This window comes from Sulfitobacter sp. 15WGC, from assembly GCF_005068605.1.
Taxonomy (GTDB): domain Bacteria; phylum Pseudomonadota; class Alphaproteobacteria; order Rhodobacterales; family Rhodobacteraceae; genus Sulfitobacter; species Sulfitobacter faviae.
On sequence record NZ_SZNL01000008.1, the window covers coordinates 5,553 to 25,962 of the forward strand.

Annotated in this window: 14 protein-coding genes and 4 tRNA genes; 8 read left to right on the top strand and 10 right to left on the bottom strand. The window is 63.2% G+C overall.

Features of this window, described 5'->3' with window-relative positions:
* Nucleotides 1–15 precede the first annotated feature (15 nt).
* Nucleotides 16–99 (bottom strand) — tRNA-Tyr (locus FCK22_RS18900).
* 113 nt (nt 100–212) lie between these two features.
* On the opposite strand from FCK22_RS18900, the gene rlmB reads away from it, so the two are divergent.
* Nucleotides 213–989 (top strand): 23S rRNA (guanosine(2251)-2'-O)-methyltransferase RlmB, encoded by a 777-nt coding sequence (rlmB, locus tag FCK22_RS08340; RefSeq protein WP_067261243.1) that lies wholly within the window; start codon nt 213–215, stop codon nt 987–989.
* Between the two features lie 249 nt (nt 990–1,238).
* Here rlmB and FCK22_RS08345 read toward each other — a convergent pair.
* The 5 genes from FCK22_RS08345 to FCK22_RS08365 form a co-directional block, all read right to left on the bottom strand.
* Nucleotides 1,239–1,313: transfer RNA gene (locus FCK22_RS08345), tRNA-Gly, on the bottom strand.
* Nucleotides 1,314–1,470: 157 nt separating this feature from the next.
* Nucleotides 1,471–1,545: transfer RNA gene (locus tag FCK22_RS08350), tRNA-Gly, on the bottom strand.
* Nucleotides 1,546–1,766: 221 nt separating this feature from the next.
* The gene (gene ctaD / locus FCK22_RS08355) at nt 1,767–3,440 is read right to left on the bottom strand and encodes a cytochrome c oxidase subunit I (RefSeq protein ID WP_067261244.1); all 1,674 of its coding nucleotides are present in this window, start codon (nt 3,438–3,440) and stop codon (nt 1,767–1,769) included.
* A gap of 186 nt (nt 3,441–3,626) precedes the next feature.
* Nucleotides 3,627–4,307 carry a lipoyl(octanoyl) transferase LipB gene (gene lipB / locus FCK22_RS08360; RefSeq protein ID WP_067261246.1) on the bottom strand — a complete coding sequence of 227 codons (681 nt, stop codon included), beginning with the start codon at nt 4,305–4,307 and terminating at the stop codon, nt 3,627–3,629.
* Between the two features lie 45 nt (nt 4,308–4,352).
* Complete coding sequence (locus tag FCK22_RS08365; protein WP_067261248.1) at nt 4,353–5,033, bottom strand: DsbA family oxidoreductase; 681 nt, start codon at nt 5,031–5,033, stop codon at nt 4,353–4,355.
* A 220-nt stretch (nt 5,034–5,253) separates the two neighbouring features.
* Between FCK22_RS08365 and FCK22_RS08370 the strand changes: the two genes are divergently transcribed.
* The 3 genes from FCK22_RS08370 (at nt 5,254) to FCK22_RS08380 (ending at nt 11,785) form a co-directional block, all read left to right on the top strand.
* A tRNA-Leu gene (locus FCK22_RS08370) sits at nt 5,254–5,339 on the top strand.
* A gap of 291 nt (nt 5,340–5,630) precedes the next feature.
* Nucleotides 5,631–7,445: an autotransporter assembly complex family protein gene (locus FCK22_RS08375; protein ID WP_067260527.1), complete on the top strand. Its 1,815-nt coding sequence runs from the start codon at nt 5,631–5,633 to the stop codon at nt 7,443–7,445.
* The gene (locus FCK22_RS08380; RefSeq protein ID WP_067260525.1) at nt 7,445–11,785 is read left to right on the top strand and encodes a translocation/assembly module TamB domain-containing protein; all 4,341 of its coding nucleotides are present in this window, start codon (nt 7,445–7,447) and stop codon (nt 11,783–11,785) included. The genes FCK22_RS08375 and FCK22_RS08380 overlap by 1 nt, the downstream gene beginning before the upstream one ends.
* 33 nt (nt 11,786–11,818) lie before the next feature.
* On the opposite strand, the gene FCK22_RS08385 is transcribed toward FCK22_RS08380, so the two are convergent.
* A complete protein-coding gene (locus tag FCK22_RS08385) occupies nt 11,819–12,337 on the bottom strand; it encodes a flavin reductase family protein (protein WP_067260558.1) in 519 nt (172 codons plus the stop codon).
* A 278-nt stretch (nt 12,338–12,615) separates the two neighbouring features.
* Here FCK22_RS08385 and FCK22_RS08390 point away from each other — a divergent pair, with 278 nt between their 5' ends.
* A complete protein-coding gene (locus FCK22_RS08390) occupies nt 12,616–13,122 on the top strand; it encodes a DUF992 domain-containing protein (RefSeq protein ID WP_082851898.1) in 507 nt (168 codons plus the stop codon).
* A 72-nt stretch (nt 13,123–13,194) separates the two neighbouring features.
* Here FCK22_RS08390 and FCK22_RS08395 read toward each other — a convergent pair whose 3' ends face one another.
* Complete coding sequence (locus tag FCK22_RS08395; RefSeq protein ID WP_067260522.1) at nt 13,195–13,767, bottom strand: hypothetical protein; 573 nt, start codon at nt 13,765–13,767, stop codon at nt 13,195–13,197.
* A 60-nt stretch (nt 13,768–13,827) separates the two neighbouring features.
* Nucleotides 13,828–15,783: an acetate--CoA ligase gene (gene acs / locus FCK22_RS08400; protein ID WP_067260519.1), complete on the bottom strand. Its 1,956-nt coding sequence runs from the start codon at nt 15,781–15,783 to the stop codon at nt 13,828–13,830.
* 349 nt (nt 15,784–16,132) lie between these two features.
* Here acs and FCK22_RS08405 point away from each other — a divergent pair, with 349 nt between their 5' ends.
* The 3 genes from FCK22_RS08405 (at nt 16,133) to FCK22_RS08415 (ending at nt 19,276) form a co-directional block, all read left to right on the top strand.
* Nucleotides 16,133–17,149: a C4-dicarboxylate TRAP transporter substrate-binding protein gene (locus tag FCK22_RS08405; RefSeq protein ID WP_067260518.1), complete on the top strand. Its 1,017-nt coding sequence runs from the start codon at nt 16,133–16,135 to the stop codon at nt 17,147–17,149.
* Between the two features lie 97 nt (nt 17,150–17,246).
* Nucleotides 17,247–17,876 carry a TRAP transporter small permease gene (locus FCK22_RS08410; RefSeq protein WP_067260512.1) on the top strand — a complete coding sequence of 210 codons (630 nt, stop codon included), beginning with the start codon at nt 17,247–17,249 and terminating at the stop codon, nt 17,874–17,876.
* Nucleotides 17,876–19,276 (top strand): TRAP transporter large permease, encoded by a 1,401-nt coding sequence (locus FCK22_RS08415; RefSeq protein WP_067260509.1) that lies wholly within the window; start codon nt 17,876–17,878, stop codon nt 19,274–19,276. Before FCK22_RS08410 ends, FCK22_RS08415 begins: the two co-directional genes overlap by 1 nt.
* A gap of 6 nt (nt 19,277–19,282) precedes the next feature.
* Here FCK22_RS08415 and FCK22_RS08420 read toward each other — a convergent pair whose 3' ends face one another.
* A complete protein-coding gene (locus tag FCK22_RS08420) occupies nt 19,283–20,389 on the bottom strand; it encodes an AI-2E family transporter (protein WP_231886248.1) in 1,107 nt (368 codons plus the stop codon).
* Between the last annotated feature and the right edge of the window lie 21 nt (nt 20,390–20,410).

Here is a 20,410-nt window from a genome sequence, read left to right on the forward strand (position 1 = left end):
TAAGGGGGGAGAAAGTGGTGGGCGACCCTGGAATCGAACCAGGCGTGCGTCTCCGCGAGGGAGTTACAGTCCCCTGCCACACCTTGCGGCCTGTCGCCCACTTTGTCCCGGTGCATTGCACCTGACGTGGGGGCGTGATTACAAGCGAGCCAAAGAAGCGTCAAGGCGAATTCCTGAGAAATCTTGGGGAAATCGCACGAAAGGATAAAGAGATGAAGAAACCCAAATGGGTCGTGCAAAAAGAGCAGGACAAGAAGGCCGAAGCGGCGCAGACGGTCTGGCTGTTCGGCCTGCATGCGGTCCGCGATGCGTTGATGAACCCGCGGCGTGAAAAATTGCAGTTGATGGTCACGCCGAACGCGCAGGCGAAGCTGGAAGAGGCCATCGCCGAGGCGGGAATCACGCCGCAGGTCGTGGACCCGCGCAAGTTCCGCCCGCCGCTCGATCCGAACTCGGTCCACCAAGGTGCCGTTCTGGAGGTGAAGCCGCTGAACTGGGGCCGGTTGGAAGATGTGGCCATCGGTGCTTCCGCGCCGCGGCTCTTGCTGCTCGACCGGGTGACCGATCCGCATAACGTTGGTGCGATTCTTCGCTCTGCCGAAGTGCTTGGCGCCTCGGCGGTCATCGGCACCAAACATCATTCCGCGCCCGAGACCGGGGCGCTGGCAAAAACCGCCAGCGGCGCGCTGGAGCGGCAGCCCTATCTGAGGGTCCGCAACCTTGCCGATGCGATCCGCGCCCTGCAGGAGATGGGCTATCTGGTGCTGGGGCTCGATGGCGAGGCCACGCAGACCATCGAGGAGGCCGTAGAGGGCCGCCGTGACCGCCCCGTGGCGCTTGTTCTGGGGGCCGAGGGGCCTGGGCTGCGTGAGAAGACCCGCGAGACCGTAGACGCACTGGTGCGGATCGATGCGGCGGGCGGATTCGGCTCGCTCAACGTCTCTAACGCGGCGGCCATCGCGCTTTATGCCAGCCGGGTGGGCGGCTGAGAATCGGCAAGAACTGGCTTAAATCCGAGCAAGGGGCGGGGCGGCCGGGCCCGGCCCCTTTGAAAACGGCCAAGGCTTCCTAAATTTAAGGGTGACCGCAGGCCCGGAACGCCTGCCGGCCACCTACTGTCCCTCGTTCCGTACCTTACGCCCCGTGTTCATCATGGGGCGTTTTTTTTCTGCGGCTAGATACACAAAAGCCGCCCCGAAGGGCGGCTTTGCGTTTCCTACGGGGTGGTAGGATCAACCTGGAGCGGGCGAGGCGATTCGAACGCCCGACCCTAACCTTGGCAAGGTTATGCTCTACCCCTGAGCTACGCCCGCATCCGGTTGGTGAGGGGGGAATACCCATTCCCGCAGGGGGCTGCAAGGGGGAAATGAAGCGATCTAAGCGTCGCGGGGAAATTTTTTTTCGCGGTGGTTTTGGGGGCCGAAAAACACAAAGGGCCGCATCCGAAGATGCGACCCTGTGAAGTCCAGATGGAGCGGGCGAGGCGATTCGAACGCCCGACCCTAACCTTGGCAAGGTTATGCTCTACCCCTGAGCTACGCCCGCTTACCGTCTGGTGAGGGCGAGATACCTATTGGGGCGGGGGGCTTCAAGAGGGAAATGTGGTTTCTGGTGGAAAAATTTGCGTAAGGCGGGGGCTCTGCCCCCGGACCCCCGAGGGTATTTGAGAAAGGATGAAGTTGGAGGGGGAGGGGGCGGCTGTCAGAGGAGTGGGGGCAAAAGAAAAGGCCCCGCGGGAGAGCGGGGCCTTTGTGGTTTGGGTCAACTTAGTGGCTGTGCTGCTTGTCCCAGTCTTCCTGTTTCGGAAGCTGCTCGAACGTGTGTTCGGGCGGCGGGCTGGGCAGGGTCCATTCCAGCGTATCCGCGAATTCGTTCCACGGGTTGTTTGCGGTGGAGCGTGCGCCGCGGGTCAGCGTGTAGGCCATCACCCCGAAGAAGAAGAGGAAGGAGGCAAAGCTGAGGAAGGCGCCGATCGAGGACCACTGGTTCCAGTAGGCGAATGCCTCAGGGTAGTCGATGTAGCGGCGCGGCATGCCCTGACGGCCCAGGAAGTGCTGCGGGAAGAAGGTCAGGTTTGCACCGATGAACATCGCCCAGAAGTGCAGCTTGCCGGCCCATTCAGGGTACATGCGGCCCGTCATCTTGGGCAGGTAGAAGTAGATGCCCGCGAAGATGGCGAAGACGGCGCCGAGCGACATCACGTAGTGGAAGTGCGCCACGACGTAGTAGGTGTCATGGTAGGCGCGGTCCACGGCGGCCTGGCTCAGCACGATGCCGGTGACGCCACCGACGGTGAAGAGGAACAGGAAGCCGAAGGCCCAGAGCATCGGGGTTTTGAACTCGATGGAGCCGCCCCACATGGTGGCGATCCAGCTGAAGACCTTCACCCCCGTTGGCACCGCGATGACCATGGTGGCCAGCATGAAGTAGGCCTGCTGGTTCAGGGTCATGCCCACGGTGTACATGTGGTGCGCCCAGACGACGAAGCCCAATGCGCCGATCGCGATGATCGCCCAGACCATCGGCAGGTAGCCGAAGACCGGTTTGCGCGAGAAGGTCGCGATGACGTGGGAGATGATGCCGAAGCCCGGCAGGATGATGATGTAGACTTCGGGGTGGCCGAAGAACCACAGGATGTGCTGGTAGAGGATCGGGTCACCACCGCCTGCGGGGTCGAAGAAGGCGAAGCCGAAGTTGCGGTCCATCAAGAGCATGGTGATCGCGCCCGCCAAAACCGGCAGGGACAGGAGGATCAGCCAGCTTGTAACGAAGATCGACCAAGCGAAGAGCGGCACTTTGAACAGGGTCATGCCGGGGGCACGCATGTTCAGGAAGGTGGTGATCATGTTGATCGCGCCGAGGATCGAGGAAGCGCCGGAGACGTGCACCGCGAAGATCGCGAAGTCCATCGACATGCCCGCTTCGCGGACCGAAAGCGGCGGGTAGAGCACCCAGCCCACGCCGGAGCCGAGCTGGCCGTTGCCGCCGGGTGTCAGCAGCGAGCAAACCGCGAGGGTGGTGCCCGCGACATAGAGCCAGAAGCTGAGGTTGTTCATCCGCGGGAAGGCCATGTCCGGCGCGCCGATTTGCAGCGGCATGAAGTAGTTGCCGAAACCGCCGAAGAGCGCGGGAATCACGACGAAGAACATCATCAGGATGCCGTGGCCGGTGATCAGCACGTTCCACAGGTGGCCGTTTGGCGTACAGGCGGCAGAGCTATCCGCGATGAAACGCGCGCCTTCCATACACATGTATTGAACGCCCGGATCCATGAGCTCGAGGCGCATGTAGACGGTGAATGCCACCGAAATAAGACCGACCAAGGCCGAGACGATAAGGTACAGAATACCGATATCTTTGTGGTTGGTGGACATGAACCACCGGGTAAAGAACCCCCGGTCGTCGTGATGATCTTGGCCGTGAATGGCTGCGTCTGCCATGCGGTGCCTCCTGCAAATGAATTGGACACATGGCGCCATAGGCGGCACATGCGGTGTCGCGCCCGTTTTAGAGCGACCGTCTCGCGGGGGCAATGGGCGCGATGGTCGCAGGGTGGGTATTTTTTGCGCTGTGGCGATCGCCGTAAAATCCGGCCTTTGGGGTGCTTGGCGCGTGCTTTGCTGCTGTTAGGGGGTGATGTCGCAACTGCCTGTGGGGGCGCTGGCAAAGACCTCATCAAAGGTGGCGCGCAGGGCGAGATCGACATCGTCCATCGTGACGGGCAGGCCCAGATCGACCAGTGAGGTCACGCCGTGGTTCGTGATGCCGCAGGGGACGATGCCGCCAAAATGGCTGAGGTCAGGCTCCACATTGATGCTGATGCCGTGGAAGCTGACCCATTTGCGCAGCCTGATTCCAATGGCGGCGATCTTGTCTTCTGCGGGGCTGCCATCGGGCTGGGCGGGTTTCTCGGGCCGTTGCACCCAAACGCCGACGCGACCGGGGCGGATTTCGCCGCGCAGGTTGAACTGATCCAATGTGGCAATGACCCAATTTTCGAGCTGGCGCACGAAACAGCGCACATCGCGCCCCCGGGCGGCGACGTTGAGCATGACATAGGCGACACGCTGGCCCGGCCCGTGATAGGTATACTGCCCGCCGCGCCGGGTGGGGTAGACAGGAAAGCGGTCAGGCTCCGTTAGGTCTTCGGCCCGCGCCGAGGTGCCGGCGGTGTAGAGCGGGGGATGTTCGACCAGCCAGATGCATTCCTCGGCCTCGCCGGCGGCGATGGCGGTGGCACGCGCCTCCATCCACGCCTCGGCGCTGCGGTAATCGGTCAAGCCGTCGGTGATGATCCATTCAACCATGGGGATGCCTTAGCAAGACCCGCGCCGCACCGCCAGAGGCGCCGGTCAGGCGGCGGCGTCGCGTTCCTCCAAGACCTTGCGCAGGAGTTGGGCGTAGTTTTCAGCTCCCTGCGCTCCGGTGATCAGGTATTTGCCCTCGAAAATCATCGACGGCACGCCAGAGATGCCGCGCGAAGTCCAGAATTGCTGCGCTTCGCGGGTCTGTTCGGCAAAGCTGCGGCTGCGGAGCACCTCCAGCGCCTCATCCCGGTCCAACCCGACGGAGGCCGCCACATCGGCAAGCACATCGGTATCGTTCACATTGCGCCCTTGGGTGAAATGCGCGTCGAACAGGGCCATCTTCAGCGGGTGTTGCAGCCCTTGGACCTGCGCCCATGTCAGCAGTTGATGCGCGGCAAAGGTGTTTTGCATCCGCGTGTCGTCGGAAAAATTGAAGGTAAAGCCCAAATCTTGGCCCATCTGCGTCAGCCGTTTGCGATTCTCGACCGATTGGGTAGGGGTGGAGCCGTATTTCTCGGCCAGATGTTCGGCCATGTTCTGGCCTTCGGCTGGCATCTGCGGGTTCAATTCAAAGGGGTGCCAACGCAAGAAAGCGCCGACGCCAACCGCGCCGAGCGCTTGCTCAAGTTGCTTGTAGCCCACGATACACCAAGGGCACATCACATCCGATACGATGTCGATCTGTACGGTGGGGGTATCTGTGGGGGTGGCGGTATCTGCGGGCATGGCGTGTTCCTTCTTGCTTGCGTCACAGATGGCCCGCCGAACGCGCGCTTTCAACGGCTGAGCCGTCAGATTGCAGGGCGGTAAGGGGATTGTGATCGGGGTTGCGGCTGCGGAAAATCGGGGGCTGAACCCGCTTTCTGAAACGCATTGAAAAAATTTGCTGATTGCCTCTTCACAAGCCCTTGGTCTTTGGCTAAACCCCGCCCACCAACCATGGCGTGCGGTCGTGGCGGAATGGTAGACGCGCAGCGTTGAGGTCGCTGTGGGGTAACACCCGTGAGAGTTCGAGTCTCTCCGACCGCACCACCATGCTTTGCAATGCAGAGCAATGGTCGGACCCCCTGAAAGAAAAAAACGTTTTTGCCCTCGTCTCGGGCCGTGGTCAGCCTACACTCTTGCTGCGCGGTATCTTGCCGATTCCGCGCGTGACACCTGCACGGGGCGGGGCAGGCCGTTCTCATCGCGCGATTCCCCCGGCAGAGTGTTTGCAGCCAAGTCGGCAATGCCGTTTAACGGTTGCTAAGAATAAGGCCCGTTTGGGCGGGCAAAGGAGAACCGGCGCGAAAACCGGGGTGACGAACGCAAGGAGGGTAGCGCGTGGCGCAACAAGGGCAGACTCAAGGGGCGGCGCTTTGTCTCGCTCTTGGACTACTTCTTGGCGGGGGGGCTGCGGCACAGGCCGCGGAACTGGCCATCACCGGCATCGCGGCGGATTCGGACCTCTATGCCACCCTGCGCGATGGGTCCTTGCTGGCCGAGCAAACCGATGAGGATGCCGAGCCTGCCACGCCGCAGGAATTGGTTGCCGCGGCGCAGGCCGATTATGGGCGGCTTTTGGCGCTGCTTTACGACAACGGGTATTTCGGGCCGACGCTCAAGATCACCTTGGATGGCGTCGATGCCGCCGCGATTCCCCCTGTGCAACCGCCGCGCCGCATCGACCGGGCCGTGATCACGGTAGACCCGGGGCCGAAGTTCCGCTTTGGCGCGACCCGCATCGCGCCCGTAGCACCGGGCACCGAGTTGCCGGACGGATTTGCCGCGGGGGAGACCGCGAGCCTTGGCGTGCTGAAGGAAACCGTCTCGGCCGGGGTCAGCGGTTGGCGTGACGTGGGCCACGCGAAAGCGGCATTGGCAGATCAAGACCTTGTGGCCAAACACCGTGAGCGCCAGATCGACGCCGCCCTGCGGCTGGCCCCGGGGCCAAAGCTGCGCTTTGGCGCGCTGACTGTGACCGGCAACGAAGACGTGCGCACCGCGCGGCTGATCGAAATCGCAGGGCTGCCACATGGGGAGGTCTTCTCGCCCGAAGAGTTGGAACTGGCCACCGAACGGCTGCGCCGCACCGGCGCGTTCGACGCCGTGGCGCTCATCGAAGCGGATCGCATTGGTCCTAACGACACGCTGCCCATCACCGCGCAGGTGACCGAAGCGCCCAAGCGGCGCTTTGGCTTTGGTGCGGAACTGTCCTCGCTCGAAGGGCTGACGCTGAGCACTTTCTGGCTGCACCGCAATCTGCTGGGCGGGGCCGAACGTCTGCGCCTCTCGGCTGAGATCGAAGGGATCGGCGGCAATTCGGGGGGCGAAGACTATACGCTCTCTGCCCGGTTCGAACGTCCGGCGACCTTTAACGAAGACACCGATTTCTACGCGCTGGCCACGTTGGAACAGCTGGACGAGGTGAATTACTTTTCCCGCCAGTTGGATCTGGAGGCGGGGATCGAGCGGATTGCCAACCAGAACCGCACCTATTCCGCGGGCCTCGGCCTGCGTGTGGCTGAGACCGAGGATGCCTTCGGCACCAACCAATACACCCTTCTGACCCTGCCGCTGGGGGCCGAGTTCGACTACCGCGACAATGAGTTGGACGCGACCGATGGCTATTACATCGACGCCAGCCTCACGCCCTTTGTCGCTCTGTCGGGGTCTGAAAGCGGGCTGCGCAGCTATCTTGATGCGCGCTACTACCGCAGCTTCGGGACGGAGCGCCCGGTGACGCTGGCCTTTCGGGGGCAGCTTGGTTCAGTCGCGGGGCCGGACCTGTCGGAAGCGCCTGCGGATTACCTCTTTTACTCCGGCGGGGGCGGCAGCGTGCGCGGGCAACCCTATCAAACGCTTGGGGTTGAGCTGCCGAGCGGCGACACCGTGGGCGGGCGCAGCTTTGTCGGGCTATCGGCAGAGGCGCGCGTGGCCCTGACCGAGAAGATCGGCGTCGTGGGCTTTGCCGATGCGGGCTATATCGGGTCGGAAGAATTCTACGACGGATCAGGCACTTGGCACTCGGGCGCAGGTCTGGGGCTGCGCTATGCCACGGGCATCGGGCCGATCCGGCTGGACGTGGCCGTGCCCACATCGGGGCCGGAAGTGGATGAAGATTTCCAAGTCTATATCGGGATTGGACAGGCGTTTTAATGCGACAGTTTTTGCAGATCCTCACCGCCAGCCTTGTCTATCTGGCATGCCTCACACCGGCTGCCGCACAGGATGACGACAAGGGCTTTCTCACCCGGACCATTCAAGACGCGTTGAGCGGCGCGGGCCGAACCGTCAGCATCGACGGATTCGCAGGGGCGCTGAGTTCGGAGGCCTCCTTTGACCGGATGACGATTGCGGATGACGATGGCATTTGGCTGACGCTTGATGACGTGGTGCTGGATTGGAACCGTTCGGCCCTGCTGCGCGGACGGTTGGAGGTGGAGCAACTCACCGCCGGACGGCTCGATGTCGAGCGCCTGCCGGTCAGCAACGAAGTCGATCTGCCCGATGCCGAGGCCAAACCCTTTGCCTTGCCCGATCTGCCTGTCTCCATCGAAATCGCGGATTTCTCGGTGGATGAGATCAACCTGGGCGAGCCGATCTTGGGCGAGGCGGCGCAGCTTTCGGTAAGCGCCAATGCGCGGCTGACCGATACGGTCGGCATCGTCGACTTTCAGGCCCGCCGCACCGATGGCAAACGGGGCGAGTTCGACATTCAGGCCGATTTTGACCGCACCGAAAACGTGCTGGACCTCTTGTTGAACCTGACCGAAGACCCCGAAGGCATCGCCTCGAAATTGCTGAACCTGCCGGGGCAGCCTTCGGTGCAGATGACCGTCGAAGGGGCAGGGCCGCTGGATGATTTCGCGACCGATGTGACCATCGCCACCGATGGGCAAGAGCGTTTGGCGGGGCAGGTGACCCTTGGCACGCAGGCCCCGCGCCGTGCCAGCGATACACCGGACCGCCGCATTCAAGCCGATATCGGCGGCGACATCACTGCGCTGCTCGCCCCGCGCTACCGCGACTTCTTCGGCGAGGACGTGCGGCTGGCGCTGGATGCACTTCTGGAAAGCAACGGTGCGGTTGAGGTCAGCAGCTTTGCCCTTGCCGCGAACTCCGTCGATCTGCAGGGGCAGGTCACCTTGAACCAAGAGAAATGGCCGACGCTGATCGACATCTCAGGCCGGATCGCAAACCCCGATGGCACCTCGACCCTTCTGCCGATCTCGGGTGAGGGCACGCGGGTCGAGGCCGTGACCCTGCGGGTGGATTACGATGCCGCTGATGGCGACCGTTTCGACAGCGCCTTCGACATCACCGGGCTGGACACGGGCGCGCTGCAAATCGCGCAGACGCAACTGGCGCTCGACGGTATTCTCGAAGGCAACCTTGGCAGTCTGGGGCAATTCCTCGGCGACGTGACCTTTGCCACCGAGGGGCTGACGCTGACTGATCCGGCAAGTGCCGAGGCCATCGGCGATGCGATCACCGGCAGCGCCGAGATCCGCTTTGTCGAAGGTGAACCGATTGAGATCAACGGGCTGACCCTATCGGGCGAAGACTATGGCCTGACCGGCGAAGCCGCGATCGACGGGGTCGACACCGGGCTGCTCACCCAGTTGAAGATGACGCTCGAAGCCCAAGATATCAGTCGCTTTTCCGCGCTGGCGGGTCGCGATATCGCGGGTGCCACGGCGCTGGCGCTGAACGGCACGGTCACGCCTTTGGGCGGCATGTTCGATCTGGCCATTGCCGGGGGCACCGATGACCTTGAGATCGGGATCGAACAGGCCGATGCGGTTCTCGCGGGGCGGACCAGCCTTAGCATGGTGGCGAAACGCAACGAGACGGGGACTTTCCTGCGCGATCTTGAGTTGAAGAACGATGCGCTGGACCTGACCGGCGATGTCGAGCTGCGCAGCGAAGACAGCCGCGCGGCCTTGGACTTCACGCTCGCCGATGTTGGGCTGGTGCTGCCGCAATACGAAGGCCCCATCGCGGTCAAAGCGACAGCGGTGCAAGAGCCGCGCGGATGGGTTGTCGACGCGGTCACCGATGGCCCCTATGACGCGGCGCTGACCGTCTCGGGCTTGGCCACGGGCGAGGACGCGCAGATCGACTTCACCGCCGATATCCCCCGGATCGAAGATTTCCTGCCCGAGGCGGATATCACCGGCCCGGTCACCGCCAAAGGCGCATTGCGCCAGACGCCGCAGGGGTGGGAGATCGACACCGAAGCCAGCGGCCCGTTGGAGGCGCAGGCCTCGGTCGAAGGGCTGGTCACACCGCGCGTCGATGTGGCCTTTGACCTGTCACTACCCGATATCCAACCCCTCGTCCCGCAGATCAACGGCGGGGTCGCGGCCAGGGGCACGCTTGAGCAGACCGAACAGGGGTTTGTCGTCGATACCATTGCCAATGGCCCCTACGACAGCCGCGTCGCGGTCGAAGGCTTGGCGACGGGGCCTGACATGGCGCTGCGCTTTGACCTGACCTTGCCGGATGTCAGCCCGCTGGCCCCCGGGGCGAACGGGCCGCTGGCGGCCCAAGGCACGGTGCGCCAGCAGGAGAGCGGCATTGCCGTGGATGTCGCCGCGCGTGGCCCCTACGGCAGCAGCGCCGTGGTTGAAGGGCTGGTCACCGGCCCGAATATGGCGCTCAGCTTTGACCTCTCAGTGCCCGACGTCAGCCCCCTCGCGCCCGGTGTGAACGGTCCGCTTTCGGCCACGGGCGACATCCGTCAGTCCGATGACGGAATCGCCGTGGATGTCAGCGCCGATGGGCCCTACGGCAGCAGCGCCATGGTCGAAGGGCTGGTGACCGGAGAGGTCTCTCTGCGGTTCGATGTCTCGGTGCCCAACGTGAACCCGCTGGTGCCCAGTGTCTCGGGCTCTTTCGCCGCCAACGGCGTGGCGCGTCAGACCGAGAACGGCGTGCTCCTCGATGCCAGCGCCAGCGGCCCCTATGGCGCGCGGGCGACGGTCGAAGGCTTGGTCACCGGCCCCAATGCGGCGGTCGATTTCCAGCTGAACATGCCTGACATCGGCGCCTTGGTGGAACAGGTGAACGGCCCGCTCAGCGTCGCAGGCTCGGCCCGGCGCGAGGGGGAGGCCTGGCGCATCGACACCAATGCCAATGGCCCCGCAGGCACGCAGGCGACCGTGGCAGGGCTGGTGAACCCCGATGGGACGCTGAACCTCGATATCGCGGGCAATGCGCCGCTTGGTCTGTCGCGCCCCTTCCTTGCCCCGCGCAATTTGCAGGGGCAGGCGCGCTTTGATTTGCAGATCAACGGCCCGGCGGCACTGTCGTCGGTCAGCGGTCAGATCACCACCAGCGGCGCGACCTTCACCGCGCCGAACCTGCGGGTGGCGCTGCGGGGGATCGACGCGGATGTTCAGCTTGGGGGTAACCGGGCGCAGCTCAATGTGACCGGTCAGGCCGTCGATGGCGGAGCGCTGCGCGTGGCGGGGGCGATCACCCTGACACCGGCCTTGCCTGCGGATATCAACGTGACCCTGCGCAACCTCGTCTATGCGGACCCGAGCCTTTACAGCACCACGCTGAACGGCGATCTGCGGCTTGCCGGTCCCTTGAGCGGGGGGGCGCAGATCACCGGGGTGATCAACGCGGGCGAGACGAATATTCAGGTGCCCGCAACGGGTCTGACCTCAATCGGGGACATCCCGCAGATCACCCATGTCAACGCGCCCGCCGATGTGCTGGCGACCCGCCGCAAGGCCGGGTTGGAGGGGGCCGAGGCCGGGGATGATCCTGCGGCGGAGGCGTCCGGCCGCGGGTTCGGGCTGGACCTGCAACTCAACGCGCCGAACCGGATTTACGTCCGGGGCCGCGGGCTGGATGCGGAACTGGGCGGCGCGCTGAACCTCAGCGGCACGACCAACCGCATCATCTCGGCCGGGCGGTTCGAGTTGATCCGCGGGCGGCTCGATATTCTGGGTAAACGCTTTTTGCTCGACGAAGGGTCGGTCCAGTTTCAGGGTGATTTCATCCCCTATATCCGGTTCGTCACCTCGACCGATACCGAAGCGGGGGAGGTGCGTGTCATCGTAAGCGGCCCGGCGAATGAGCCCGAAGTCACTTTTGAATCCACCCCCGCCGCGCCGCAGGACGAGGTGCTGTCGCAACTCCTCTTTGGGCGCAACATCTCGGAAATCTCGGCCTTTCAGGCGCTGCAATTGGCCAGTGCGGTAGCGACTCTCGCAGGGCGCGGCGGCGACGGGGTGATCGGCAACCTGCGTGAGGGCTTTGGCCTCGACGATCTGGACGTGACCACCACCGAGGATGGCGAGACCGCGCTGAGGCTGGGGAAATATCTGACCGACAACATCTATACCGATGTGACGGCGGCCTCGGATGGCACGGGGGAGGTGTCGCTCAACCTCGATATCACCGAAAGCCTGACGGCCAAGGGCACCTTGGGCTCGGACGGCGACAGCAGCATCGGCATCTTCTTCGAGCGGGACTACTAATTGAAAGGGGCGCCTTACGGGGCGCCCTTTTTCTTAGCTGTCGTCGCGGGGGGTGAAGTGGCCGTAACGGCCTTGGTCGAACATCAGGCCCGCCGCGCCATCCTCGCGCAGGGCGACCTGTTGCACATGGCCCAAGATCAGCGAATGATCGCCCGCCGGATGCACGGCATAGGTCGCGCAGTGAAACCGGGCGAGGCAGCCTGCGAAAGTGGGCACGCCGGCGGCGTCCTCCGTCCAATCGAAACCAGAGAAATCATGGCCTTGGCTTGCGAAACGCTGGGCCAAATCCTCCTGATCCGCGCCGAGGACGTGGATGCAAAAGGACGCCGCCGAGGTGAAACTGTCGTGCCGTTTGGAAGAGATCGCAGGCGACCACAGCACCAAAGGCGGGTCGAGCGAGACCGAGGCGAAGGAATTCGCAGTCATCCCCAAGGGGCCTTGGGCGGTTTTTACGGTCACCACGGTCACGCCGGTGCCGAAACGCCCGAAGGCACGGCGCAGCGCCGGGGCATCGCCGCTGTCGGGCGAGAAGGGGATCAGATCATCACTCATAGCGACAAGCGGTGCCATGTGGCGGCTGATTTGTCCAGCGGTGCCGGGGCGTTGCGCATCGGCCCCCTTGCGCGGATTTTCGCGCCCGCGGTTGGGCCGAGGAACCGCCGCCAAGGCCCGGCGTTGGGCCAGCGATGAGAGGCATCATCGGCCCCAATTGGTGTCGATGCTGGCTGTCTGAAAGGGGCGGCGCAGGAGGTCTGCGCCGTCTGTCCAAGGCACCCGAATGCCGTTCACAGCAGAAAAGGCGCATCTCGTCGCGCCGGAAAGTGACTAAGATGATGCATGCAAGCAAACTCACCCTCGGCGCGGCCCTTCTGAGCGCCACCGCCTTCGGCTCCACCGCGATGGCCGATGACAATGAGACCGTCGACCACGTCGAGATCGGCTCCCTGTCTTGCGATGTGGGCGAGGGCACTGGCTTCGTTTTCGGCTCCACCCGTGAGCTGACCTGCACCTTCAACCCCATTCAAGAAGGTCTCGAAGATGAGACCTATGTGGGCGAGATCAACCGCTGGGGCGTCGATATCGGCAAGACCGAGAATGGCCAGATGTCATGGCTGGTGCTGGCCCCGACCGAGCAGGAATATTCCGAAGGCGGGCTGAACGGCAGCTACAAAGGCGTTTCCGCCGAGGCGACCGTTGGTGTCGGCGCGGGGGCCAACCTGATGACGGGTGGTTCCGAGAACACCTTGGCGCTTCAGCCGCTGAGCGTGAACACCCAGACCGGCGTGAACTTTGCCGTGGGCGTGGGTGAGATCAACCTGCAGCGCGTCGAAGGGTAACCCCACGCGAAAACGTTTCAAATAACGAACCGGGCCGTCCCTTGGGGGCGGCCCATGTGTATATGAGAGGCGTCAGAGCTTGGTCAGCCGGTCCCCACGGCGAACGGTGCCGTCTTGCACGATTTTGCACAGAACGCCGCGCAGCCGATGCGGGCGGTTTTCCTTTCGGTTGATCCACCGCAGGCTGTCTTGGCCATAGCGGTCGCGCCATTTGATGCAGCCGGTGTTGAACTTGTCGCTCACCTCCAGCACCGCAGACCCGGCTTGAAGGCGCGTGCCGACGGGCAGGTTCTCATGGCCAAGGTCCATGTCCACGATCATCGTATCGCCGGGGTGCGGCGTGTTTGCGCGGTCGCGCCAGCAAAGATCCATCACGCGTTTGGGCAGGATGGAGACCTGTATCCGCGGATCGGGGCTGCCGTCAGGCAGGGTCAGCCAAGGTTTCTCGGTCCAACGTTCGCCAAGGATGCCTTGGGCCACGGTCAGATCCAGTTCATCACGGAAATCCCGCTCCCCATAGTCAGGGCGAAAGCAAAGTTCTTCGATCACGGCGCCATCCTTGGGCGCGGCGAGGATATCTTGCAGGGCGGCGTCGCATTCCGCAGCGGAGGCGGGGGGCGGCACTTGGGGGGCTGTTTGGTCCATGTCTCTCTTTCTCATGCAACGCGGCGCGGGGGCAGGTAGCCGCCCGCGCCGCGCAGGGTGTCAGCGGTTCATGCGGTTGCCGATCAGATCGTCCACCACGCCGGGGTCCGCCAGCGTCGAGGTGTCGCCCAATGCGCCGTAATCATCCTCGGCGATCTTGCGCAGAATGCGGCGCATGATCTTGCCCGAACGTGTTTTCGGCAGGCCCGGTGCCCATTGGATCAGATCGGGCGAGGCGATGGGGCCGATCTCTTGCCGAACCCAATTGCGCAACTCGGCCCGCAACTCTTCGGAAGGCTCCTCCCCGCTCATCAAGGTGACATAGCAATAGATGCCTTGGCCTTTGACGTCATGCGGGTAGCCGACCACGGCGGCTTCGGCCACTTTGTCATGGGCGACGAGGGCGCTTTCCACCTCGGCGGTGCCCATGCGGTGGCCCGAGACGTTGATCACATCGTCAACGCGGCCCGTGATCCAGTAGTCGCCATCGGCATCGCGTTTGCAGCCATCCCCGGTGAAGTAATAGCCCGGATAATCGGCGAAATAGGTCTTTTCGAACCTTTCGTGATCGCCCCAGACGGTGCGCATCTGCCCCGGCCAGCTGTCGGCGATGCAGAGCACGCCCTCGGCGGGGTTGCCGTCGATCTCTTGACCCGATGTCGGGTCCAGCACCACCGGTTTGACGCCGAAGAAGGGCTTCATCGCGGCCCCCGGTTTCATGTCATGCGCGCCGGGCAGGGGGGTCATCAGATGGCCGCCGGTCTCGGTCTGCCACCACGTGTCGACAATGGGGCAACGGTTCTGGCCGACGACCTCGTGATACCAGTTCCACGCCTCTGGGTTGATCGGCTCGCCCACGGTGCCAAGGATGCGCAGAGAGGACAGATCGCTTTTCGTCACATAGTCATTGCCTTGCCCCATCAGCGCGCGGATCGCGGTGGGGGCGGTGTAGAACTGCGTGACTTTATGCTTTTCGCAGACCTGCCAGAACCGGCTGGCATCCGGGTAGGTGGGCACGCCTTCGAACATCAGCGTGGTGGCGCCATTGGCCAGCGGGCCATAGACGATATAGCTGTGCCCGGTGACCCAGCCTACATCCGCCGTGCACCAGTAAATGTCGCCGTCGTGGTAATCGAACGTCACCTCATGGGTCAGCGCCGCATAGGTGATATAGCCGCCGGTGGTATGGACCACGCCCTTGGGCTGACCGGTGGAGCCTGAGGTGTAGAGGATGAAAAGCGGGTCTTCGGCGCCCATCGCCTCCGCTTCGCAGGTCTCGGCGGCATCCTTGATCAGTGCGTTGTAATCGCGGTCGCGCGCATCGTCCCATGCCACGTCACCGCCCGTGCGGCGCACCACGAGGCATTGAACGCTGGCATCGCATTGCGCCAGCGCCTTGTCGGCATTGGCCTTAAGCGGTGTGGCCTTGCCACCGCGCGGGGCCTCATCCGCGGTGATCACCACCTTCGCCTCGCAGCCATTCACTCGCGCGGCGAGGGCATCGGGCGAGAAGCCGGCGAAAACGATCGAGTGAATCGCCCCGATCCGCGCGCAGGCCAGCATGGCATAGGCGGCTTCGGGGATCATCGGCATATAGATGATCACGCGGTCGCCTTTGCCCACGCCGAGATCACGCAGCACATTGGCCATGCGGCAGGTGGCGCTGTGGAGCTCGCGGTAGCTGATATGTTTGGCCTCATCTTCGGGGCTGTCCGGCTCCCAGATGATCGCGGTCTGATCGCCGCGCGACTCAAGATGGCGGTCGATGCAATTGGCGCTGACGTTCAGCTCGCCATCCGCGAACCAATTGATGCTGACCGACCCGAGGTCGAAGTTCACGTCGCGCACTTGGGTGAAGGGTTTGATCCAGTCGATCCGCTGCGCCTGTTCGCGCCAGAACCCATCGGTGTCGGTGACCGATGCTTGGTACATCTTGTCATAGGTCTGGGCGTCCACATGGGCCCGGGCGGCCATGTCGGCGGATGGCGGATAGGTCTTGGCGGTGGCGTCGGACATGGTGGTTCCTCCCTTGATGTTCGCATCACCACGGGGCGCGGGTCTAACCCGGTGGCCGTGGCGTCCTCCTCAGCCGGATCATAGCGGCCCGTGAAAAGAAGGGAATAAGCAACTGGATTACAAGGGCTTGCCTGTAAAGGTTTTTCCCGATTGGGGTGATTTCTGTAAATTTTCCGTTCTTCCCCGGTGATTGGCGCGGTTTTTCAAAGCCTTGCCAGTCAAACTTGGCGCAACTGTCTTGCAGCTGTCGTATTTGCGCGGCATGACGGGGTTGGCAGGCCAGCCCCCGCGGGGTAGCCTGTGCGCCAATCCGCCCACCCAAGGGCGGCAACTATGGGAGAGAGCCATCATGAAAAATCTGCTGAGCGGTGCCGCCGCCTGTGCGCTGACTGTCGCGTTTGTAAGCGAAGCTGCCGCGACCGAATGGAACGCCTCGGTCTGGGGCAAGCGCCGCGCCTTCACCGAACATGTGGAAAAGATTGCCGAACTGGTCTCTGAGAAGACCGACGGCGAATTCACCATCAACGTCAGCTACGGCGGCCTGTCCAAGAACCGCGAAAACCTCGATGGTATCTCCATCGGCGCTTTCGAGATGGCCCAGTTCTGCGCCGGCTACCACGCCGATAAGAACCGCGCGATCACCGTGCTGGAACTGCCGTTTCTGGGGGTGAGCAACCTTGAAGAGGAAGTCGCGGTTTCCAAAGCGGTCTATGACCACCCCGCCGTCGCCGAGGAGATGGCGCAGTGGAACGCGAAAATGCTGATGACCTCGCCCATGCCGCAGTACAACCTTGTCGGCACCGGCGATCCGCGCACCACGCTCGAAGATTTCGACGGCATGCGTGTCCGCGCCACCGGCGGTCTGGGCAAAGCCTTTGAAGCCGTCGGCGCCGTGCCCACATCGGTGACCGCGACCGAAGCCTATAACGCGATGGAATCGGGTGTCGTTGACACCGTGGCCTTCGCCCAGCACGCGCATCTGTCCTTTGGCACCATCAACAAGGCCGACTGGTGGACCGCGAACCTCAACCCCGGCACCGTGAACTGCCCTGTCGTGGTGAACATCGACGCCTATGAAATGCTGAGCGACGAAGAGCGTGAAGCGCTTGACAGCTCGGTCGATGAGGCGCTGGATCACTACCTCGCCAACTATGCGGAACTGCTGGAGAAATGGGATTCCGTTCTCGAAGAAAAAGGCGTGGAGAAGGTTGAGTATTCCCCCGAAGTCATCGCCGAGTTCAAAGAGAAAGCGGCCGATCCCGCGCGCGAAGCATGGATCGAAAACATGGAAGCGCAGGGCATCCCGGGTCAGGAACTTTATGACCTCGTGATGGAGACGCTGGAAAAAGAGCGCGCCTCGAACTAAGCCCAGCCGGGCATGACTGTGAGGGCCGTGCGGATTGACCGCGCGGCCCTTTCGAGTTCCAAAACGCAACAAACAGACTTTCTGAAAAGGAGAGCCGATGGCCGGATCATCCGCCGTGCTGGAGGACAGCAGCCTCCTCAGCCGCCTCGACCGGGGCCTGCTGAAGCTGGAAACCTTCTTTGCCCTGATCTCGGGGCTTGCCGTTTTCTCACTGATGATACTGGCCGTCTGGTCCGTGGGGGGGCGCAAGTTCTTTTCCACGCCACTGGCGGGCTATGTCGACTGGATCGAAGCGGCGATGCCTTTCATCGCCATCATGGGCATCGCCTATACCCAACGCATGGGCGGTCATGTGCGCATGGACATCCTGATCGGCCAGCTGAAGGGCCGCGCGCTTTGGGCGGCGGAACTGCTGTCGGTGGTGCTGATCCTTTTGCTGATGCTGGCGCTGACATGGGGCGCTTGGGCGCATTTCGACCGCAGCTTTGACATGAACGCCCCGATGTGGAGCCGTGACAGTTCGATCGACATCGGCCTGCCGATCTGGCCCAGCAAACTGGTGGTGCCGCTGGCTTTCGTCGTGATCTCTTTGCGGCTTTGCCTGCAGATTTGGGGCTATGGCCGGGCCTTGGTGCTGGGGCTGGAACGCCCCGTGGCCGTGCCGCTGGTGCAATCGGCGGCGGAACAAGCAATGGCCGAGGCCGAACAACTGGATGGACGTGACTGATGGATCCTATTGAAATCGGCCTTTGGGTCTCGGGCGGTATGCTCGTCATGGTGGTGCTTGGCATGCGGGTGGCCTTTGCCGCGGCCATGGCGGGGCTTGTTGGCCTGATCTGGATTTTCTGGGCCAAGAAGGGCATGGAGTGGGACCAGCTTGGCTGGGCGCTGACCGTGGCGATCAAGACCGCAGGCCAAGTGCCGCACTCTAAGGTATCGAGCCAGACCCTCTCGCTCATCCCGACCTTCATCCTGATCGGTTTTCTCGCCTATTACGCGGGTCTGACCAAGGCGATCTTCGAGGCGGCGAAACGTTGGTTCGCTTGGGTGCCGGGCGGTTTGGCGGTCTCGACCGTTTTCGCCACCGCAGGCTTTGCGGCGGTGTCTGGCGCGTCGGTCGCGACGGCGGCGGTCTTTGCCCGTATCGCCATCCCCGAAATGCTCAAGATCGGCTATAACAAGCAATTCGCAGCCGGTGTCGTGGCGGCAGGGGGCACGCTGGCCTCGCTGATCCCGCCTTCGGCGATCCTTGTGATCTATGCCATCATCGTTGAGCAGGACGTCGGCAAGCTGCTGCTGGCGGGCTTCGTGCCCGGTGCCTTCTCGGCGGTGGTCTATGCGGTGTTGATCATCGGCATCGCGATGATCTGGAAAAGCGTCGGCCCGCCGGTGCGCGGCTTTACATGGGGCGAGCGTTTTGCCTCGCTCCCCGCTGCGATGCCGATTGTCGCCGTGGTCGTGATCATCATCTTTTTCGTCTACAACCCCTTCGGCGACGCTTGGGGCACCCCGACCGAGGGCGGGGCCGTGGGCGCCTTTATCGTCTTCTGCATGGCCGTCTTCCGTGGCATGCGGCTGGCCGAGTTGAAGGACGCGCTGCTGGAGACCGCGAAGCTGACGGTGATGATCTTCACCATCATCTGGGGCGTGCTGATCTATGTGCGCTTCCTTGGCTTCGCCGATCTGCCCGGTGCCTTCGCCGACTGGATTTCCTCGCTCGAAACCTCGCCGATGCTGATCCTGATCTGCATCCTCTTGGCCTACGCCGTGCTGGGCATGTTCATGGACGCCATCGGGATGCTGCTGCTGACGCTGCCGGTGGTCTATCCGGCGGTCATGGCACTCAACGGGGGCGAGATGGTCTCGGCCGCCGACAGCGCCTTTGGCATGTCGGGTCCGATGTGCGCGATCTGGTTTGGCATTCTGGTGGTGAAGATGGCGGAGTTCTGTCTGATCACCCCGCCCATTGGCCTGAACTGCTTTGTCGTCGCGGGCGTGCGCCCCGACCTCAGCGTGCAGGATGTGTTCCGCGGCGTGACGCCCTTCTTCATCGCCGACGCGGTCACCATCGGCCTCTTGGTCGCTTTCCCGCAAATCGTGCTTTGGCTGCCGTCCCTCGCGGGATAAGCGGCCCTAGCCACCGGGCTTTTCCGCGGCGGGTTCATCCGCCGCGGTTGCCGCCACATCGGGGGCGGATTTATCCAGAAAATGCCCGATCATGTTGAGCGCGGTCACGTTCTCACAGATCACCTTGAAAACCACGAGGAAGGGCACCGCCACGAGCGCGCCCGCAATCCCCCAAAGCCAGCCCCAGAAGACCACGGTGAGGAACACCGCCACGGTGTTCAACTCCAACCGCCGCCCGACGAGGTAGGGGGTGATGAACTGTCCCTCGATCCCGGTGAGGATCTGATAGCCAAGCGGGGCGAGGATGGCATAGCCGACACTGTCGAATGTCGCGATGGCATAGGCCCCCACCAGCACCGCGCCGATCACCCCGCCGATATAGGGCAGGAAGTTCAGCAAAAACGCCGCCAAGCCCCAGACGTAAGGTACGGGCAGTCCAAGCGCGAAGAGGTAGAGCCCCACCGAAATGCCTAAACCTGCGTTGATGATGGTGATGGTCAGCAGGTAGCGCGAGACGCGGCGCTCTACGTCATAGACCGCTTTCAAGGCGCGTTTCTTGCCGGTGAAGGTCTGAAAGGACTGCACGAGCTTGAGGTAGAACAGATCGCCCGAGGCAAGCAGGAACAGCGCCAAGACCAAGGCGACCGCCACGGTGCCCCCGATGCGCGCGCCGGTGTTCATGGCGTTGTCCAGCAAGCCGGGCTGTTTGACCACCACCTCTTCGGGCCTCCCGCTGCCATTCTCGGTGCCGATCTGTTCGACCTGTTCAGTGGCCGAGCGGACATCCTCGACCGTTTGCGCCCAGCCTTGGAGCTTGCGGCGTATCTCGTTGCCCATGGTGGGAATTTCGTCGGACCAAGTCGCCACGGTGCCCGCCGACAGGCCAGCCAGAACAAAGATGATCAGCCCGACACAGCCAATCAGCAGCACGGCACCCAATGGGGCGGAGATGCCGAATTTCTCGAAAGAGCGGATCAGCGGGCTGAGCGTCAGCGCAAGGAGGAAGCCCAGCAGGATCGGCAGCAGCAAGTCCTTAGCGAAATAGGCCGTCACGAAGAGGGCGATCAGAACCAGCACCTCCAGCAGCCGTCTGATCGCGGCGATATCGTTCAATGTCTTCCCCCCAGATGCCCT

What these genes read in the sequence shown, in the direction of transcription:
- rlmB (WP_067261243.1), top strand. Translation starts at nt 213, where the DNA reads ATGAAGAAACCCAAATGGGTCGTGCAAAAAGAGCAGGACAAGAAGGCC.
- ctaD (WP_067261244.1), bottom strand. Translation starts at nt 3,440, where the DNA reads ATGGCAGACGCAGCCATTCACGGCCAAGATCATCACGACGACCGGGGG.
- lipB (WP_067261246.1), bottom strand. Translation starts at nt 4,307, where the DNA reads ATGGTTGAATGGATCATCACCGACGGCTTGACCGATTACCGCAGCGCC.
- FCK22_RS08365 (WP_067261248.1), bottom strand. Translation starts at nt 5,033, where the DNA reads ATGCCCGCAGATACCGCCACCCCCACAGATACCCCCACCGTACAGATC.
- FCK22_RS08380 (WP_067260525.1), top strand. Translation starts at nt 7,445, where the DNA reads ATGCGACAGTTTTTGCAGATCCTCACCGCCAGCCTTGTCTATCTGGCA.
- FCK22_RS08385 (WP_067260558.1), bottom strand. Translation starts at nt 12,337, where the DNA reads ATGAGTGATGATCTGATCCCCTTCTCGCCCGACAGCGGCGATGCCCCG.
- FCK22_RS08390 (WP_082851898.1), top strand. Translation starts at nt 12,616, where the DNA reads ATGATGCATGCAAGCAAACTCACCCTCGGCGCGGCCCTTCTGAGCGCC.
- FCK22_RS08395 (WP_067260522.1), bottom strand. Translation starts at nt 13,767, where the DNA reads ATGGACCAAACAGCCCCCCAAGTGCCGCCCCCCGCCTCCGCTGCGGAA.
- acs (WP_067260519.1), bottom strand. Translation starts at nt 15,783, where the DNA reads ATGTCCGACGCCACCGCCAAGACCTATCCGCCATCCGCCGACATGGCC.
- FCK22_RS08405 (WP_067260518.1), top strand. Translation starts at nt 16,133, where the DNA reads ATGAAAAATCTGCTGAGCGGTGCCGCCGCCTGTGCGCTGACTGTCGCG.
- FCK22_RS08410 (WP_067260512.1), top strand. Translation starts at nt 17,247, where the DNA reads ATGGCCGGATCATCCGCCGTGCTGGAGGACAGCAGCCTCCTCAGCCGC.
- FCK22_RS08415 (WP_067260509.1), top strand. Translation starts at nt 17,876, where the DNA reads ATGGATCCTATTGAAATCGGCCTTTGGGTCTCGGGCGGTATGCTCGTC.